Here is an 18,241-nt window from a genome sequence, read left to right as displayed (position 1 = left end):
ACACTCTTTGCATTTTTGCCATTCACCCCTTTGTGATGGCAGAAACAGAAATGTATCAACAGGTCGATACTTTTACTGTAGCCGTGTAAAAACTCCCGGACGAGGTTTGCTTACAGGGAGTCTCCCAAAACTGATTAGGGTTGACGGCAATGAAAACACGTAAAATTGGACTCGCAAATTATCTTGCTTACGGGTCAGGGGACTTCCTCGGGGCGGGAACCACCGCCCTGACGGCCGCCTGGCTTTTGTATTTTTATACCACCTTCTGTGGACTCACACCGATTGAAGCAACCTTTATCTTCGCCGCCGCAAGGGTGCTGGATGCGGTTGTCAGCCCGTTAATGGGCTTTTTAACCGATAACTTTGGCACCACCTGGCTGGGCAAGCGTTTTGGCCGTCGTAAGTTCTTCATCCTGCTCGGTATTCCCTGCGTTTTCAGCTACTCGCTGATGTGGGTAGGGGACATGAGTTTCTGGTACTACCTGCTGACCTATCTGATCTTTGATATCGTCTACACCATGATCCTGGTGCCATACGAAACGCTGGTGCCGGAGATGACGGACGATTTCAAACAGAAAACCAAATTCTCCGGGGCGCGTATCTCTATGGCGCAGATGTCCGCTATTCTGGCTTCCTTCCTCCCGGGGATCCTGCTCACGCATTTCGGCAAAGACAACGCGATCTCCTTCTTCTATGCAAGCCTGGTCTTCTCCGTACTCTGCGCACTGATGCTTACGTTCGTCTGGTTCTTTACCTGGGAGCGCCCGCGGGAAGAGTGGTCTGAAGCGGCCCTGCGTGCTGAAGAAGAGAAGAAAAAGCTGACCCTTGGGCAGAGCCTGAATCGCCTTTTTGTTGAATTAAGTTCGACGCTGCGTATCAAGATTTTCCGCCAGCATCTGGGGATGTACCTTGGCGGCTACATCGCACAGGACGTCTTTAATGCCGTGTTTACCTATTACGTGGTATTTGTGCTGATGCAGGAGGCGTCAATGGCTTCCAACCTGCTGGGCACGATGGCCATCTTCCAGTTCCTCGCCGTGATCGGCATGATCCCGCTGTGCATTCGCTTCGGGCCTGCGCCGTCTTACCGCATGGTGGTCGTGCTGTTTGGCCTGGCCTCGCTCTCTTACGCGGTACTTTATTACGCGGGCCTGAGCGACGTTTACGCTCTGCTGCTGCTGATCTCTGCGGTTGCCGGTCTTGGTCGCGGGGGGATCAACTACGTACCGTGGAATACCTACACCTACATTGCTGACGTGGACGAAGTGATCACCGGTCAGCGTCGCGAAGGGATCTTCGCGGGCATCATGACGCTGACCCGTAAAGCGTCCCAGGCCGGTGCGGTAATGCTGGTGGGGATCGTGATGCAGATGTCTGGCTTTGTCAGCGGGCAAAAAGTGCAGCCTGCGGAAGTGAGCCACACTATCCTGATGATCCTGAGCGTCGGCACCATTCTGGTACTGTTCTGCGGCTTCCTGGTCTCTCTGCGCTTCAAACTCAATTTGCAGACCCACAGCACCCTGCGTGAAGAGACCGCGAAAATGCGCGAGTCCGGCCATGCGATGCCGGAGGCGGCGACCCCGCAGGCCCGCGCCACCGTGGAGATGCTGGCCGGTATGCCGTATGAATCCCTGTGGGGCAACAACAATATCGGTTATCTGAATCGCAATAAGCCGGCGGCCCCTTCGCTGAAGGATCGCGCGGTACTGAATTCGACATACAACAGAGGTTAAGATGATGAAAGTTTGGCCTGTCAAACATAGCCCGTTACTGCGTCAGCCTGAGCGCTTTATCGCCAGGGATGAGCTGAAATCGCTGATTCAAAAGGTGACGCATAACCTGGTCAATATCCACGACAAAACGGGTGAGTTTTTGCTGCGGCTGGACGACGGGCGCGTGATCGACACCAAAGGCTGGGCCGGATGGGAATGGACCCACGGCGTCGGTTTATACGGTATCTGGCAGTATTACTGCCAGACCGGTGACGAAGGCATGCGCGAGATTATCGACAGCTGGTTTACTGACCGTTTCGCTGAAGGCGCAACCACCAAAAACGTGAATACCATGTCGCCGTTCCTGACGCTGGCGTATCGCTACGAAGAGACCAAAAACCCGGCCTGGCTGCCGTGGCTGGAAAGCTGGGCGGAATGGGCGATGAATGAGATGCCGCGCACCGAACATGGTGGCATGCAGCACATCACCCTGGCGGAAGAGAACCATCAGCAAATGTGGGATGACACGCTGATGATGACGGTGCTGCCGCTGGCGAAAATCGGCAAGCTGCTGAACAAGCCGGAGTACGTCGAGGAGGCGATCTATCAGTTCCTGCTCCACGTACAGAACCTGATGGATCGGGAGACGGGGCTGTGGTTCCACTGCTGGAATTACGACGGCAATCACAACTTTGCCCGGGCCCGCTGGGCGCGTGGCAACAGCTGGCTGACCATCGTGATCCCGGATTTCCTCGATCTGGTGGATCTGCCGGAAAACAACGCCGTTCGTCGCTATCTGGTGCAGGTACTGAACGCGCAGATCGCCGCACTGGCAAAATGTCAGGACGAGAGTGGCTTGTGGCATACGCTGCTGGACGATCCTGAATCTTATCTGGAGGCGTCGGCCACGGCAGGGTTTGCCTACGGCATTCTGAAAGCCGTGCGCAAGCGTTATGTCGGCGCAGAGTACGCAGAGGTGGCGGAGAAAGCGATTCGCGGTATCGTGAAAAACATCTCGCCGGAAGGGGAGCTGCTGCAAACCTCGTTCGGGACCGGGATGGGAAGCGATCTTGAGTTTTATCGCCAGATACCGCTCACGTCGATGCCGTACGGGCAGGCGATGGCGATACTGTGCCTGACGGAGTATTTGCGGAAGTATTTCTGATAATAAAAAACCCGGCGCTTGCCGGGTTTATTTTTTACATACGCTCTACGGTTTCGATACCCAGAGTATCCAGACCGAGCTTCAGGGTCTTCGCCGTCAGCTGCGCGAGCTTCAGGCGGCTGTGGCGCACCGCTTCGCTCTCGGCAGAGAGGATAGGGCAGTGTTCGTAGAAGCCAGAGAACAGACCGGCCAGATCGTACAGGTAAGCACACATAACGTGCGGCGTACCGTCACGCGCGACCACGGAGAGCGTCTCTTCGAACTGAAGCAGGCGGGCAGCCAGCTGTGCTTCACGGTCTTCGGTAATAGACACCGTAGCATTCGCCAGCACGCTTTCGTCGATATTGGCTTTACGGAAGACGGAGAGTACGCGGGTATAAGCGTACTGCATGTATGGCGCCGTGTTGCCTTCAAACGCCAGCATGTTGTCCCAGTCGAAGATATAGTCGGTGGTACGGTTCTTGGAGAGATCCGCGTATTTCACCGCGCCAATTCCCACCGCGTTAGCAAGTTTCTCCAGCTCGTGAGCAGGCATGTCCGGGTTCTTCTCGGCCACCAGGCGACGCGCGCGTTCCAGCGCTTCATCCAGCAGATCGGAAAGCTTCACGGTGCCGCCCGCACGGGTTTTGAACGGCTTACCGTCTTTACCCAGCATCATGCCGAACATGTGATGTTCCAGCGGCACGGAATCCGGCACATAACCCGCTTTACGCACGATAGTCCACGCCTGCATCAGGTGCTGGTGCTGACGGGAGTCGATGTAATACAGCACGCGGTCCGCATGCAGGGTTTCGTAACGGTATTTCGCACAGGCGATGTCGGTGGTGGTGTAAAGATAGCCGCCATCCTTTTTCTGGACGATCACGCCCATCGGTTCGCCTTCCTTGTTTTTATACTCATCAAGGAACACCACCGTTGCGCCTTCGCTTTCCACCGCCAGATTTTTAGCTTTCAGGTCCGCCACAATGCCTGGCAGCATCGGGTTATACAGGCTTTCACCCATCACGTCGTCACGGGTCAGGGTCACGTTCAGACGATTATAGGTAAGCTGGTTCTGGGACATGGTAATGTCCACCAGCTTGCGCCACATCTCGAGGAAGTACGGGTCGCCACCTTGAAGTTTCACCACGTAGCTGCGCGCGCGCTCGGCGAAGGCTTCGTCTTCGTCATAGTGCTTTTTGGCTTCACGGTAGAAACCTTCCAGGTCTGCCAGCGCCATTTCGCCTGCGTTTTCCTGCTGCTGTTTTTCCAGATACGCGATCAGCATGCCGAACTGCGTGCCCCAGTCGCCTACGTGGTTAGCGCGGATCACCTTGTGACCAAGGAACTCCAGGGTACGCACTGCCGCGTCACCGATGATGGTGGAGCGCAGGTGACCGACGTGCATCTCTTTCGCCACGTTTGGCGCGGAGTAGTCAACCACCACGGTCTGCGCTTCTGGCTGAGCCACGCCCAGACGGTCAGATTTCAGCGCCGCGTCAACGTGGCTTGCCAGGAATGCAGGCTCAAGGAAAATGTTGATAAAGCCCGGACCGGCGATTTCGGTTTTGCTGGCGATGCCGGTGAGATCCAGATGCGTCAGTACCTGCTCAGCGAGCTGTCGCGGCGGAATGCCCAGTTTTTTAGCCACTGCCATCACGCCATTAGCCTGATAGTCGCCAAACTGTACTTTCGCTGACTGACGAACCTGTGGTTCGCAATCCGCAGGCGCACCTGCGGCAATCAGTGCCTGACTGACTTTTTCTGAGAGAAGAGCCTGAATATTCACCTGGATACCTTACGTTTTTGATGCGGGTAAAAAAACACCCACGCCAGTTTAAGAATTTAGGGCGGGAGTATACTGCAAATGCCTTCGGGCGTCAGCCCTGCGGGGGGCGAAGATCGCTCAGAATCCAGGCGAAGACGGTATGCATAATCATGCAGTCGAAAAAACCGTGATTCTGCGGTTGGTCGACAGGGGGCAACAGAGTAAATTAGCGGCTTTGCGACACGAAACGAGACTGACCTATGGCGAACTGGCACACCATTGACGAACTGCATGATATTTCCGCAGATTTACCGCGCTTCACCCAGGCGTTCACAGAACTTGCCACCCGTCTCGGGCTGGATATCGCGCCGCTTGAGGCCGATCACATCTCTTTGCGCTGCCACCAGAATGCCACCGCCGAACGCTGGCGGCGTGGCTTTGAGCAGTGCGGAGAACTGCTGTCAGAGAATATCATTAACGGTCGCCCGATTTGCCTGTTCAAACTTCATGCGCCGGTAACGGTGGCGCACTGGCAATTCACCGTTGTGGAACTGCCCTGGCCAGGAGAGAAGCGTTATCCGCACGAAGGCTGGGAGCATATCGAAATTGTTCTGCCTGGGGAGCCCGAGACGCTGAACGCCCGTGCGCTGGCGCTGCTTTCCGACGAGGGGTTAAGCCAGCCGGGTATTTTCGTCAAAACCAGCTCGCCAAAAGGGGAGCGCGAACGCTTACCGAACCCTACGCTTGCCGTAACGGACGGCAACGTGACGGTGAAATTCCATCCCTGGACTATCGAGCAGATCGTCGCCAGCGAAGCGTAAGCATTGTGAGCGTCGATCCAGACACCAATCGGGCAACGTGACACGATGGTACGTTGAGTGAAATTTAAGGAGGATGACATGGCGCTGCTGGAAATTTGTTGTTACAGCGTGGAGTGTGCCGTCACTGCGCAACGGCACGGGGCCGATCGCATCGAGCTTTGCGCGGCACCGAAAGAAGGAGGATTAACCCCGTCCTTTGGCGTGCTGAAATCAGCCCGTCAGGCCATCACTATTCCGGTGCACCCGATTATTCGCCCGCGCGGCGGTGATTTTTGTTATACGGCGGGTGAGTTCAGTGCCATGCTTGAGGATATCGCCCTCGTCCGTGATTTAGGTTTTCCGGGGCTGGTGATCGGTGTACTGGACGAAGACGGCAACATCGATCTTCCGCGCATGCGCCAGGTTATACGCGTTGCCCGGGGAATGGCGGTCACTTTTCATCGTGCGTTCGATATGTGTCAGGATCCGATACAAGCCTTTGATACGCTGGCAGAACTGGGCGTGGCGCGCGTTCTGACATCGGGCCAGCAGTCCTCGGCTGAAAAAGGACTGAAATTAATTACGGAACTAAAAGCACATTCCGGTGTTCCAATAATCATGGCGGGCGCAGGAGTACGCGCCAGCAATCTGGAACTGTTTTTAAACGCAGGGGTGGAAGAGCTGCACAGCTCAGCGGGTAAATGGATACCTTCACCCATGCGTTATCGCAATACAGGGTTGTCAATGTCGACGGATGCTGAAGCGGATGAGTACTCGCGCTACGGTGTGGATGGAGAGTCGGTTGCGGTAATGAAATCGTTGATTGAACGTCATCACGTGTAGCAACGTACCGATTTTTACCGCGCATCATGTCGCCCAATATGATGCTTGCTTGTACCAGGCCCCTGCAATTTCAACAGGGGCCTTTTTTTCTCCTTCATATTTCAAGCCGCAGCCGCGTTGGCCGCCTCGCTCACCCCGGTCACTTACTGATGTAAGCTCCCGGGGATTCGCTGCGTTGCCGCCTTGCTGCAACTTGAACTATTTTGGAGATAACGTGCGACGCGTAGGCCGGGTAAGGCGCAGCCGCCACCCGGCTAAAGGCTACGGCTTCGTCGCAATCAATACCGCACGCATCGGGGCCGGATAGCCTTCGATGGTTTTACTGTGATCGTCCGGGTCGAGGAATTGCTCCAGCGATTCGGTGATCATCCAGTCTGTGCGACGCTGTTCTTCAATCGACGTCACGCACACATCGGCGATGCGTACATCGACAAACCCACATTTTTCCAGCCAGTTCTTCAGCGCCAGCGCGGAAGGGATGAAGTAAACGTTGCGCATCTGCGCATAGCGATCGCCCGGCACCAGAACGGCATGTTCATCGCCTTCGATAACCAACGTTTCGAGCACCAGTTCGCCGCCGCTGACCAGCTGATCTTTCAATTGCCAGAGATGCTCCAGCGGGGAACGACGGTGGTACAGCACGCCCATCGAGAAAACGGTATCAAAGGCTTTCAGGGCAGGGAGTTGCTCGATACCCAGCGGCAACAGGTGCGCACGCTGGTCGTTACCCAACAGCTTACGCACCGCTTCAAACTGGCACAGGAACAGCTGCATCGGATCGATACCGACGACCAGATGCGCGCCTGCGCCGATCATGCGCCACATGTGATAGCCGCTACCGCAGCCCACGTCCAGAATGGTGCGCCCGGTCAGGTCGGATAAATGCGGCAGAACGCGATCCCACTTCCAGTCAGAGCGCCACTCGGTGTTGATGTTTACGCCGTAAAGTGAAAACGGCCCTTTGCGCCACGGCATCAGGTTACGCATCAGCGTTTCGATGCGGTTGATCTGCCCGGCCGGGAGCGGCTCTTCGCTCTCCGCCGTCACGCTGTGCAGTAAATCCAGACGATGAGGCGTCAGTTCAGGCAGAAACTCCACGGCGTTGGACCACTGCTTCAACAGACCATGCTGCTGATCGCGCTGCCAGGTGGCAATTTGCGCAGGCAGGGTTTCCAGCCAGTGGGAAAGATGGTTTTTGGCAATCAGCTGATAGAAATTACCGAACTCGATCATGCTGCGTCTCCGGCTTTCAGCGCCACCAGAGAACCAAAGTTAAAGCACTGGAACCACAGTTCGCTGTGTTCAAATCCGGCTTTGCGCAGGCGCGCTTTGTGGGTTTCTACGGAATCCGTCAGCATGACGTTTTCAAGCATGCTGCGCTTCTGGCTGATCTCCAGCTCGCTGTAGCCATTTGCACGCTTGAAATCATGGTGCATGTTGAACAGCAGTTCGCCCACGCTGGCGTCTTCAAAGCTGAATTTCTCAGACAACACCAGCGCGCCGCCCGGGTTAAGGCCTTGATAAATTTTATCCAGCAACCGCTGACGATCGTCCGGCACCAGGAACTGAAGGGTAAAGTTCAGAACCACCATCGAGGCGTTCTGGATGTCGATATCGCGGATATCGCCTTCTACCACCTCCACAGGCGTAGGGGCTTTATACGCGTCAATGTGGCGACGGCAGCGTTCGACCATGGCCGGTGAGTTATCGACAGCCACAATCTTGCAGCCTTCGTGATGAACGTTACGACGAATGGACAGCGTTGCCGCTCCCAGCGAACAGCCCAGGTCATAGACCTGCGTGCCGGGTTGAACAAAACGCTCCGCCAGCATGCCGATCATGGAGATAATATTGGAATAACCGGGAACAGAGCGCTGGATCATATCCGGGAAGACTTCGGCTACCCGTTCATCAAAGGTCCAGTCGCCCAGGCTGGCGATAGGCGCGGAAAAAAGCGTGTCGCGATCTGACATAACGTAAAAATCCGGGAAAAATAAAGGGGCATATTGTGCGCTAATGGAAGGAGAAAACCAACTCCCACGGCATATACCAAAGGTTAGCCAGCACCATCAGCAAAAGCGAGCACCAGGTCGCGCTCATGCCGGAACGACGCCAGCGGATCAGGCGGTGGTGAAAACCATAATAATGCATCAAACGCCCTGCTATCAGCAGCAGCCCGCAGACGTGCACCATCCAGGTTTCAGCGCCATCCATCTCCATTAACAGCAGTAAAATTAACGCGACGGGAATGTACTCGACCGCGTTGCCGTGGATCCGGATTGCGCTTTGCAGCTCAGAAAAGCCCCCGTCACCGTACGAGACGCGGTACTGCATTCTCAGGCGCACAACATCAAATGAAAACTTAATCAGCAGTAATGCACCTAACACCGCATACAGCGCGCTGACCATACTAACTCCCTGTTTTTGGCAGATGGCACGTCTCTATGATAGGGGGTGATTTCAGAAAAGAGAAGATTGTTGTGGGATGGACGGCGCGGGGCCAACCGACGGAACCGCCTGCTGCAAGGCCTGCCAGAGAGCATCGACCAGTTCAGGCGCCTGTGCGATATCCGGCGTATGTAAAAAAAGGTACGGCGTGGTGGTGTGCTCCCATTTCGCCAGCGTTTGCAGCCAGACGGCGAACATCTCCTCATTTTGCTGCATGTTATCGCTGCCGATAAACCGGACCATCGGGTTCTGCGCCGTTACGATCGCATGGACGGGCACTTTCGGTTTTTTGCGCTGGGCATCAACAACGGCTTCGCTGTGCGGGATTGCGCTGTGCACGGGGCGGCTGTCGAGGATCACGCGGTTGACCGATCGTTCATGCAGGCCGCGATTGAGCGCTTTCTCCGCGTCGCCTTTGGCAAAGAATTCCGGATGCCTCACTTCTACGCCGTAGGTGAAATCAAGTGGCAGGGCCTCGAGAAACTGCCAGAGGGCGGGCAGGTCGCGTGGGCCAAACGTGGCGGGAAGCTGGAGCCAGTACTGGCCAATACGGTTGGCCAGAGGCGACATCCGGGTGAAAAACTCGTGGGTTAAATCATCGCAGTTGCGCAGCGCGGCGTTGTGGGAGATGGTCGCCGGGAATTTAAAGCAAAAGCGGAAGTCGTCGGTGGTTTGCTCGCGCCAGCGTTCGACGATCTCCGCGCGGGGCAGAGCGTACAGCGTGGTATTGCCCTCCACGCAGTTAAAGTGTCGGGCATACTCTTCAAGGTTGGTAATACCCAGGCGCACCCATTTCGGGTGCGACCACTGGGGCAGGCCCACGTACATCATAGCGCGCTGAGGATCTCATCCGTGCTGCGCACGCGACCGATACGCGGGAAGATATGGGTCATGCTGCCCTGGTGCTGATCCGCAGAGGCTGCGCTGCACGCATCTTCCGCGATCACCAGGTTAAAGCCCAGCTCCCAGGCGTTACGGGCGGTGGATTCCACACCAATGTTGGTGGAGATCCCGCACAGAATAATCGTGTCGATCCCGCGACGGCGCAGCTGGAGCTCCAGGTCGGTGCCGTAGAATGCGCCCCACTGGCGTTTGGTGACTTCTATATCGCTGTCGCGTTTACCGAGCGAGACAGGATATGTCCACCAGTTGTCCGGCAGCGCCTGCGCCGGGGCCTGAGCATCAACCGGCTGTTTTAACGCTTCGGCGAAATCAGCGGACCAGCCGACGCGCACCATAACAACAGGCGAGCCGCTGGCGCGGCATTTTTCTGCCAGGCGCGCAGCGCGGCTGACCACATCGTCAGCGGTGTGCGGACCACCGGCAAAAGGCAGAATGCCTTCCTGTAAATCAATGACCACAAGGGCGGTTTTGGTGGCATCAAGTGTAAACATCGTCGCTCCCGTCAAATGATTGCTTTTCTACACCTTACGACGTGATGGCCTGTTATCGGTCGGATAATTTTGTTAATTTTTGTGAGAATAGGCAATAAGAGTTCAGCAAACGCGCGTCAGGCCGTGCTTCGCTCTTATCGTGCGGCAGAATTTCCAGTATAATAGCCGCCTTTTTTCATCCAGTTGTGACATACAGAAAGCTGCGACATCGTAGCCTGCGAGACAGGCGACAATCAGCCTGCGGCTAATTAAGGGATATCTCATGCGTACAGAATATTGCGGGCAGCTGCGTCAGTCCCACGTCGGGCAGCAGGTCACCCTGTGTGGTTGGGTCAATCGTCGTCGCGATCTTGGTAGCCTTATCTTTATTGATATGCGTGACCGCGAAGGTATCGTTCAGGTGTTCTTCGATCCGGATCGCGCTGATGCGTTGAAGCTGGCTTCTGAGCTGCGCAATGAGTTCTGCATTCAGGTGACGGGCACCGTGCGTGCGCGTGACGAGAAAAACGTCAACGCCGACATGGCGACCGGCGCTATCGAAGTGCTGGCGTCCGATCTGACGATCATCAACCGCGCGGAAGCGTTGCCGCTGGACTCCAACCACGTCAACACCGAAGAAGCGCGTCTGAAATACCGCTACCTGGATCTGCGTCGTCCGGAAATGGCTCAGCGCCTGAAAACCCGTGCGAAAATCACCAGCCTGGTGCGCCGTTTTATGGATGACCACGGTTTCCTTGATATCGAAACCCCGATGCTGACCAAAGCCACGCCGGAAGGCGCGCGCGATTACCTGGTGCCATCCCGCGTCCATAAAGGCAAATTCTATGCGCTGCCGCAGTCTCCACAGCTGTTCAAACAGCTGCTGATGATGTCTGGCTTCGATCGCTACTATCAGATCGTGAAATGCTTCCGCGACGAAGACCTGCGCGCTGACCGTCAGCCAGAATTTACCCAGATCGATGTGGAAACCTCCTTCATGACCGCTGAGCAGGTGCGTGAAGTGATGGAAGCCCTGGTGCGTAGCCTGTGGAACGACGTGAAAGGCGTCGAGCTGGGCGATTTCCCAATCATGACCTTCGCGGAAGCCGAGCGTCGCTACGGCTCCGACAAACCAGACCTGCGTAACCCGATGGAGCTGGTGGACGTGGCAGACCTGGTGAAAGCCGTTGAGTTCGCGGTCTTTGCTGGCCCGGCTAACGATCCGAAAGGCCGCGTGGCGGCACTGCGCGTGCCGGGCGGAGCGGCTCTGAGCCGTAAGCAGATCGACGACTACGGCAACTTCATCAAGATCTACGGCGCGAAAGGTCTGGCCTATATTAAAGTGACCGAGCGTGCGAAAGGTCTGGAAGGTATCACCAGCCCGGTGGCGAAATTCCTGAACGCGGACATCGTGGAAGCGATCCTGGAGCGCACCGGCGCGCAGGACGGCGACATGATCTTCTTCGGTGCAGATAACAAGAAAGTGGTTGCGGATGCGATGGGCGCGCTGCGTCTGAAGCTCGGCAAAGACCTGAACCTGACCGACGAAAGTAAATGGGCGCCGCTGTGGGTGATCGACTTCCCGATGTTTGAAGACGACGGTGAAGGCGGCCTGACCGCGATGCACCACCCGTTCACCTCGCCAAAAGACATGACGCCGGCAGAGCTGAAGGCAGCACCGGAAGACGCAGTGGCAAACGCCTACGATATGGTCATCAACGGCTACGAAGTGGGCGGTGGTTCCGTGCGTATTCACAGCGGCGAAATGCAGCAGACCGTGTTTGGCATCCTGGGCATCAACGAACAGGAGCAGCGCGAGAAGTTTGGCTTCCTGCTGGACGCCCTGAAGTACGGTACCCCTCCGCACGCGGGTCTGGCTTTCGGTCTTGACCGTTTGACCATGCTGCTGACCGGCACCGATAACATCCGTGATGTGATCGCCTTCCCGAAAACCACCGCAGCGGCGTGTCTGATGACTGAAGCGCCAAGCTTTGCCAACCCGGCCGCGCTGGCTGAGCTGGGCATTGAGGTGGTGAAGAAGGAAGAGAAAAACTGATATGGCATATAAGCGTCCCGTTTCGGTTCTGGTGGTCATTTATGCAGAAGACACGAAGCGGGTGCTGATGTTGCAGCGGCGCGACGATCCGGATTTCTGGCAGTCGGTTACCGGCAGCCTGGAAGAGGGGGAGACCGCACCGCAGGCCGCCGCGCGTGAAGTAAAGGAAGAGGTCGCCATTGATGTTGCTTACGAGCAACTGACTCTGAAGGACTGTCAGCGCACGGTGGAGTTTGAAATTTTTAGCCATTTACGTCATCGCTATGCACCGGGAATTGAGCGCAATACGGAATCATGGTTCTGCCTTGCGCTTCCCCATGAGCGGGAGATCGTGTTCACGGAACACCTGACCTACCGCTGGGTGGATGCGGCGGATGCCGCCGCACTGACCAAGTCGTGGAGCAACCGGCAGGCGATTGAAGAATTTGTAATTAACGCTGCCTGAGAAGGCGCGATTTTTGGAGAACTTTTTATGGCAGGTCATAGTAAGTGGGCCAACACCAAACACCGCAAAGCGGCACAGGATGCCAAACGCGGTAAAATCTTTACCAAAATCATTCGTGAGCTGGTGACAGCGGCGCGTCTGGGCGGCGGCGATCCGGCCTCTAACCCACGTCTGCGCGCAGCGGTGGATAAAGCCCTGTCCAACAACATGACGCGTGACACCCTGAACCGTGCAATCGCACGTGGCGTGGGCGGTGATGAAGACGCGAACATGGAAACCATCATTTATGAAGGTTACGGTCCTGGCGGTACGGCGGTGATGGTTGAGTGCCTGTCCGACAACCGTAACCGTACCGTTGCGGAAGTGCGCCACGCGTTCACCAAAACCGGCGGCAACCTGGGCACTGACGGTTCTGTAGCGTACCTGTTCAGCAAAAAAGGCGTCATCTCCTTTGAGAAAGGCGACGAAGATGCGATCATGGAAGCGGCGCTGGAAGCCGGTGCGGAAGACGTGGTGACCTACGACGACGGCGCTATTGATGTTTACACCGCATGGGAAGAGATGGGGGCCGTGCGTGATGCGCTGGAAGCGGCTGGCCTGAAGGCGGATAACGCTGAAGTCTCCATGATCCCGTCTACCAAAGCGGACATGGATGCGGAAACCGCACCGAAACTGCTGCGTCTGATCGACATGCTCGAAGACTGCGACGACGTACAGGAAGTGTACCACAACGGTGAAATCTCTGATGAGGTTGCAGCGACTCTCTGATGAGAGCGTGTAGATCCGTTACAGGAGACGCGTGATGTCGATTATTCTCGGGATTGACCCAGGCTCACGCGTCACCGGGTATGGCGTTATCCGTCAGGTGGGACGCCAGTTAACCTACCTCGGCAGTGGGTGTATTCGCACCAAAGTGGACGATCTGCCGTCGCGCCTGAAGCTCATCTATGCGGGCGTGTCGGAGATCATCACTCAGTTTCAGCCGGACTATTTCGCCATCGAGCAGGTCTTTATGGCGAAAAACGCTGACTCGGCGTTAAAGCTCGGTCAGGCGCGCGGCGTGGCGATTGTTGCCGCCGTGAACCAGGATCTGCCGGTGTTCGAGTATGCGGCCCGTCAGGTTAAGCAGACGGTGGTGGGCATTGGTAGCGCGGAGAAAAGCCAGGTGCAGCACATGGTGCGTACCCTGCTGAAGCTCCCTGCGAACCCGCAGGCCGACGCCGCGGATGCGCTGGCCATTGCGATTACCCACTGTCACGTCAGCCAGAATGCGATGCAAATGAGCGAGTCGCGGCTCAATCTGGCGCGAGGCAGGTTACGATAATGACAAATCAGGCTGGATGTTTATCCAGCCTTTTTTTATTATGTCGGCAGATAATTTCTTCCAGAACGCAGGAGCGTCACGTGATAGGCAGACTCAGAGGCATCATCATTGAAAAACAACCCCCGTTAGTGCTGCTGGAAGTGGGTGGCGTGGGCTATGAAGTCCATATGCCGATGACCTGCTTCTACGAGCTTCCGGAGGCGGGCAAAGAGGCGGTTGTCTTTACCCAGTTTGTGGTGCGTGAAGACGCTCAGCTGCTGTACGGATTCAATAACAAACAGGAACGCACCCTGTTCCGCGAATTGATCAAAACCAACGGCGTCGGGCCGAAGCTGGCGCTTGCGATTCTGTCCGGTATGTCAGCGCCACAGTTTGTGAACGCCGTTGAGCGTGAAGATCCGGCTGCGTTAATTAAACTTCCGGGCATCGGGAAGAAAACTGCCGAGCGTTTAATTGTCGAGATGAAGGACCGCTTTAAAGGTCTGCATGGCGATCTGTTCACGCCGGCAGCCGATCTGGTGCTGACTTCCCCGGGCGCGCCTGCATCGGATGATGATGCCGAGCAGGAAGCGGTTGCCGCGCTGGTGGCGCTGGGCTATAAACCTCAGGAGGCCAGCCGGATGGTGAGCAAAATTGCTAAACCGGATGCCAGCAGTGAAACCCTGATTCGTGAAGCGCTGCGCGCTGCATTGTGAGGTAAAGGATGATTGAAGCAGACCGCCTGGTATCGGCAGGCACCATTCAGCCAGATGACGTGGTGGATCGCGCGATCCGTCCCAAACTGCTGGATGAGTATATCGGCCAGCCGCAGGTTCGTTCTCAGATGGAGATTTTCATCCAGGCGGCAAAGCTGCGCGGCGATGCGCTCGATCACCTGCTGATTTTTGGTCCGCCGGGGTTAGGTAAAACCACCCTGGCGAATATCGTCGCCAACGAAATGGGCGTTAACCTGCGTACCACTTCCGGCCCGGTACTGGAGAAAGCAGGGGACCTGGCGGCGATGCTGACCAACCTCGAACCGCATGACGTGCTGTTTATCGACGAGATCCATCGCCTGTCGCCGGTGGTGGAGGAAGTGCTCTATCCGGCAATGGAGGATTACCAGCTGGATATCATGATCGGTGAAGGTCCGGCCGCGCGCTCGATCAAAATCGATCTGCCACCGTTTACCCTGATTGGCGCCACGACCCGCGCCGGCTCGCTGACCTCTCCACTGCGTGACCGTTTTGGTATCGTGCAGCGTCTGGAGTTTTATCAGGTGCCCGACCTTCAGCATATTGTGGGGCGCAGCGCGCGCTACATGGGGCTGGATATGAGCGAAGAGGGGGCGTTTGAAGTGGCGAAGCGCTCCCGCGGTACGCCGCGTATCGCCAACCGCCTGCTGCGCCGGGTGCGTGACTTTGCCGAGGTGAAGCACGACGGCACTATATCGGCCGAGATCGCCGCCCAGGCGCTGGATATGCTGAACGTCGATGCTGAAGGTTTTGACTATATGGACCGTAAGCTGCTGCTGGCGGTGCTGGATAAGTTCTTTGGCGGGCCAGTAGGGCTGGATAACCTGGCGGCGGCAATTGGCGAAGAGCGTGAGACTATCGAAGATGTGCTGGAGCCGTATCTGATCCAGCAAGGCTTCTTGCAGCGTACCCCGCGCGGTCGTATGGCGACGGTGCGGGCGTGGAATCATTTCGGCATTACGCCGCCCGCGATGCCGTAAGTAGCGATAAATTCTAGCCCCGGTAAGCGAAGCGCCACCGGGGACATGCTGACTACTGCGCGGTCTTTTTCATCATACTGAAAATAAACAACACCGCCGCGCACAATACCACCGACGGCCCCGCTGGCGTGTCATAAAACGCCGAGAAGGTTAACCCGCCCGTCACCGCAATCATTCCGATAATCACCGCGATACCGGCCATTTGCTCCGGCGTACGCGCAAAACGGCGCGCCGTGGCGGCAGGGATTATCAGCAGCGACGTGATGATCAGCGCGCCGACAAACTTCATCGCCACACCGATGGTTAACGCCGTCACCAGCATCAACAGCAGCTTCACGCGCTGAAGCTTCACGCCGTCGACAAAGGCCAGATCCGGGCTGACGGTCATCGCCAGTAAACTCCGCCACTGCCACAGCAGGATCCCGAGCACCACCGCCACGCCAATGGCAATGGAAATGAGATCTTCGGGCGTGACGGCCAGCAGATCGCCAAACAGGTAGGCCATCAGATCTACGCGGATGTTTGACATCAGGCTCACTACCACCAGGCCCAGCGACAGGGCGCTGTGCGCCATAATGCCGAGCAGGGTATCAATTGCCAGGTGAGGGCGTTTTTCCAGCCAGACCAGACCGGCAGCCAGCAGCAGCGTGACGACAATCACCGCATAAAACGGGTTCACGTCCAGTAATAAACCAAACGCGACACCCAGCAATGAAGCATGGGCCAGCGTATCGCCGAAATAGGACATTCTGCGCCAGACGACAAACGAGCCGAGTGGACCCGCGGCGCAGGCAAGCATAATCCCGGCCAGCCAGCCGGGCAGTAACAGTTCAATCATGAGTGTCCATTTCCCCGACGCAGGACAATTCGTCCCTGTAAATCATGGCGGTGATTGTGATTATGGCGATAGATGCCCAGCTGTTCGGCGCCACGATGGCCAAACATGGAGATAAATTCGGGATGCATTGACACCACTTCCGGCGTGCCGGAACAACAAATGTGATGGTTCAGGCACAGTACTTCGTCGGTTTTGGCCATCACCAGATGCAGATCATGGGAGACCATCAGCACCGCGCAGTTAAGCTCCCGACGGAGCTGGTCAATCAGATCGTACAGCGCAACCTGACCGTTGACGTCAACACCCTGCGTCGGCTCGTCCAGGACCAGCAGCTGAGGGCTGCTGAGCAGGGCACGGGCAAGCAATACGCGCTGGGTTTCACCGCCCGACAGCTTTTGCAAGGGCGCCTCAACAAGATGTCCCGCCTGAACGCGTTTCAGCGCCGGGAGGATATCCGCTTTACGCGTACCGGGACGGAGGCGCAGGAAGCGGCTCACCGTCAGGGGCAGGGTGGCATCAAGATGTAATTTTTGCGGCACATAGCCGATACGCAATTTGTCTTCGCGGACGATAACACCTGCGTCAGGGGCTACCAGGCCTAATACGACGCGCACCAGCGTCGATTTGCCTGCACCGTTAGGGCCGAGCAGCGTGAGTATTTTGCCGGGCTTCAGATTCAGCGACACGTCAGAAAGGACGCGGCGCTGGCCGAATGAGACCGAAACATTTTCAAGAGAAACTAAAGTCGTCATGTCAATTTAAGCTTGCAGAAGTCATCGAATGTTATAATATCACATCCCACGCATTCATTACGATGATTAGTCGCATTATGTTACAGAAAAATACGCTTCTTTTCGCAGCTTTATCCGCTGCTCTTTGGGGTACAACAGCACAAGATGTTAACGCCGCTGTTGTCGCTTCGCTTAAACCGCTTGGATTTATCGCCTCTGCCATCGCGGACGGGGTCACTGAGACACAGGTTCTGCTGCCTGACGGGGCTTCCGAGCATGATTATTCTCTGCGTCCATCTGATGTAAAACGCTTACAGAACGCGGACTTAGTCGTCTGGATTGGTCCTGAGATGGAAGCGTTCATGCAGAAGTCAGCCAGACAGCTTCCCGCTGAGAAACAGGTGACGATTGCCGGGCTGTCCGGCGTGAAACCGTTACTCATGAAAGGAGCTGAGGACGAGGGTGATGAGCATGACCACGACCATGCTCATGGTGAAAAAGGTGACGACCATCACCATCACGGTGAATACAACATGCATCTCTGGCTCTCCCCAGAGATAGCGCGGCTTACAGCGGTTGCAATCCACGACAAATTAGTGGAACTTATGCCGCAAAGTCGAATCAAACTCGACGCCAACCTGAAGGATTTTGAGGCTCAATTAGCCGCAACCGACAAACAGGTGGGTAACGAGCTCGCACCGCTTAAAGGAAAAGGGTACTTCGTTTTTCATGATGCCTACGGGTATTACGAGAAACATTACGGTCTGACCCCGCTGGGGCATTTTACCGTCAACCCTGAAATTCAGCCTGGTGCGCAGCGTTTACATGAAATCAGAACACAGCTGGTTGAGCAAAAAGCGACATGCGTTTTTGCTGAGCCACAGTTCAGGCCAGCGGTCGTAGAAGCCGTGGCCAGGGGAACATCCGTGCGCATGGGAACCCTTGACCCGCTAGGTACGAACATCCAGTTGAGCAAAGCGAGCTATTCGCAGTTCCTCAGCCAACTGGCGAATCAGTATGCGAGCTGCCTGAAAGGAGATTAACG

19 protein-coding genes are annotated in these 18,241 nt (G+C 56.4%); 11 read left to right on the top strand and 8 right to left on the bottom strand.

Features of this window, described 5'->3' with window-relative positions:
• Positions 1–149: 149 nt before the first annotated feature.
• On the top strand, positions 150–1,733 hold the full coding sequence (locus RY075_RS14165) for an MFS transporter (protein ID WP_022648498.1): 1,584 nt from the start codon (positions 150–152) through the stop codon (positions 1,731–1,733).
• Between the two features lie 4 nt (positions 1,734–1,737).
• Positions 1,738–2,877 (top strand): glycoside hydrolase family 105 protein, encoded by a 1,140-nt coding sequence (locus RY075_RS14160; protein ID WP_338628659.1) that lies wholly within the window; start codon positions 1,738–1,740, stop codon positions 2,875–2,877.
• A 34-nt stretch (positions 2,878–2,911) separates the two neighbouring features.
• Here RY075_RS14160 and argS read toward each other — a convergent pair whose 3' ends face one another.
• Positions 2,912–4,645 (bottom strand): arginine--tRNA ligase, encoded by a 1,734-nt coding sequence (gene argS, locus RY075_RS14155; RefSeq protein ID WP_232967227.1) that lies wholly within the window; start codon positions 4,643–4,645, stop codon positions 2,912–2,914.
• A 239-nt stretch (positions 4,646–4,884) separates the two neighbouring features.
• Between argS and RY075_RS14150 the strand changes: the two genes are divergently transcribed.
• Together RY075_RS14150 and cutC are read left to right on the top strand one after the other, a co-directional pair.
• The gene (locus RY075_RS14150) at positions 4,885–5,445 is read left to right on the top strand and encodes a VOC family protein (RefSeq protein WP_015570274.1); all 561 of its coding nucleotides are present in this window, start codon (positions 4,885–4,887) and stop codon (positions 5,443–5,445) included.
• 78 nt (positions 5,446–5,523) lie between these two features.
• Positions 5,524–6,267: a copper homeostasis protein CutC gene (gene cutC / locus RY075_RS14145; protein ID WP_032659162.1), complete on the top strand. Its 744-nt coding sequence runs from the start codon at positions 5,524–5,526 to the stop codon at positions 6,265–6,267.
• 261 nt (positions 6,268–6,528) lie between these two features.
• On the opposite strand, the gene cmoB is transcribed toward cutC, so the two are convergent.
• From cmoB to RY075_RS14120, 5 genes are read right to left on the bottom strand one after another with little or no spacing between them, the layout of a single operon-like run.
• Positions 6,529–7,500, bottom strand: a complete 972-nt coding sequence (gene cmoB, locus RY075_RS14140; protein ID WP_003859733.1) for a tRNA 5-methoxyuridine(34)/uridine 5-oxyacetic acid(34) synthase CmoB — start codon at positions 7,498–7,500, stop codon at positions 6,529–6,531.
• A complete protein-coding gene (gene cmoA, locus RY075_RS14135; RefSeq protein ID WP_003859735.1) occupies positions 7,497–8,240 on the bottom strand; it encodes a carboxy-S-adenosyl-L-methionine synthase CmoA in 744 nt (247 codons plus the stop codon). The genes cmoB and cmoA overlap by 4 nt, the downstream gene beginning before the upstream one ends.
• A gap of 40 nt (positions 8,241–8,280) precedes the next feature.
• Positions 8,281–8,676 carry an MAPEG family protein gene (locus RY075_RS14130; RefSeq protein ID WP_003859737.1) on the bottom strand — a complete coding sequence of 132 codons (396 nt, stop codon included), beginning with the start codon at positions 8,674–8,676 and terminating at the stop codon, positions 8,281–8,283.
• A 51-nt stretch (positions 8,677–8,727) separates the two neighbouring features.
• Positions 8,728–9,546: a DUF72 domain-containing protein gene (locus RY075_RS14125; RefSeq protein WP_023314350.1), complete on the bottom strand. Its 819-nt coding sequence runs from the start codon at positions 9,544–9,546 to the stop codon at positions 8,728–8,730.
• Positions 9,543–10,109 (bottom strand): hydrolase, encoded by a 567-nt coding sequence (locus RY075_RS14120; RefSeq protein WP_017384353.1) that lies wholly within the window; start codon positions 10,107–10,109, stop codon positions 9,543–9,545. The genes RY075_RS14125 and RY075_RS14120 overlap by 4 nt, the downstream gene beginning before the upstream one ends.
• Before the next feature lie 262 nt (positions 10,110–10,371).
• Between RY075_RS14120 and aspS the strand changes: the two genes are divergently transcribed.
• The 6 genes from aspS to ruvB all read left to right on the top strand — a co-directional run bounded on the left by aspS (position 10,372) and on the right by ruvB (position 15,627).
• Positions 10,372–12,144, top strand: a complete 1,773-nt coding sequence (gene aspS / locus RY075_RS14115; protein ID WP_003859743.1) for an aspartate--tRNA ligase — start codon at positions 10,372–10,374, stop codon at positions 12,142–12,144.
• A 1-nt stretch (position 12,145) separates the two neighbouring features.
• On the top strand, positions 12,146–12,589 hold the full coding sequence (gene nudB, locus RY075_RS14110; RefSeq protein WP_003859745.1) for a dihydroneopterin triphosphate diphosphatase: 444 nt from the start codon (positions 12,146–12,148) through the stop codon (positions 12,587–12,589).
• Positions 12,590–12,616: 27 nt separating this feature from the next.
• Complete coding sequence (locus tag RY075_RS14105) at positions 12,617–13,357, top strand: YebC/PmpR family DNA-binding transcriptional regulator (RefSeq protein WP_003859747.1); 741 nt, start codon at positions 12,617–12,619, stop codon at positions 13,355–13,357.
• A gap of 34 nt (positions 13,358–13,391) precedes the next feature.
• Positions 13,392–13,913 (top strand): crossover junction endodeoxyribonuclease RuvC, encoded by a 522-nt coding sequence (gene ruvC / locus RY075_RS14100; protein ID WP_003859749.1) that lies wholly within the window; start codon positions 13,392–13,394, stop codon positions 13,911–13,913.
• A gap of 80 nt (positions 13,914–13,993) precedes the next feature.
• Positions 13,994–14,608 (top strand): Holliday junction branch migration protein RuvA, encoded by a 615-nt coding sequence (gene ruvA, locus RY075_RS14095; protein WP_003859751.1) that lies wholly within the window; start codon positions 13,994–13,996, stop codon positions 14,606–14,608.
• A gap of 8 nt (positions 14,609–14,616) precedes the next feature.
• Positions 14,617–15,627: a Holliday junction branch migration DNA helicase RuvB gene (gene ruvB, locus RY075_RS14090; RefSeq protein WP_003859753.1), complete on the top strand. Its 1,011-nt coding sequence runs from the start codon at positions 14,617–14,619 to the stop codon at positions 15,625–15,627.
• Between the two features lie 52 nt (positions 15,628–15,679).
• Here the strand turns inward: ruvB and znuB are convergent, their stop codons facing one another.
• Positions 15,680–16,465 carry a zinc ABC transporter permease subunit ZnuB gene (gene znuB / locus RY075_RS14085; protein ID WP_003859755.1) on the bottom strand — a complete coding sequence of 262 codons (786 nt, stop codon included), beginning with the start codon at positions 16,463–16,465 and terminating at the stop codon, positions 15,680–15,682.
• Positions 16,462–17,217, bottom strand: coding sequence for a zinc ABC transporter ATP-binding protein ZnuC (znuC, locus tag RY075_RS14080; RefSeq protein ID WP_003859757.1), 756 nt, complete (start codon positions 17,215–17,217; stop codon positions 16,462–16,464). The genes znuB and znuC overlap by 4 nt, the downstream gene beginning before the upstream one ends.
• A 77-nt stretch (positions 17,218–17,294) precedes the next feature.
• Between znuC and znuA the strand changes: the two genes are divergently transcribed.
• Entirely contained in the window at positions 17,295–18,239 is a 945-nt protein-coding gene (znuA, locus tag RY075_RS14075) for a zinc ABC transporter substrate-binding protein ZnuA (protein ID WP_003859760.1), read from the top strand.
• Positions 18,240–18,241 lie beyond the last annotated feature (2 nt).

The organism is Enterobacter sp. JJBC (assembly GCF_036936505.1).
Lineage (GTDB): Bacteria > Pseudomonadota > Gammaproteobacteria > Enterobacterales > Enterobacteriaceae > Enterobacter > Enterobacter hormaechei_C.
This window is presented reverse-complemented; position numbering and strand designations above follow the sequence as displayed.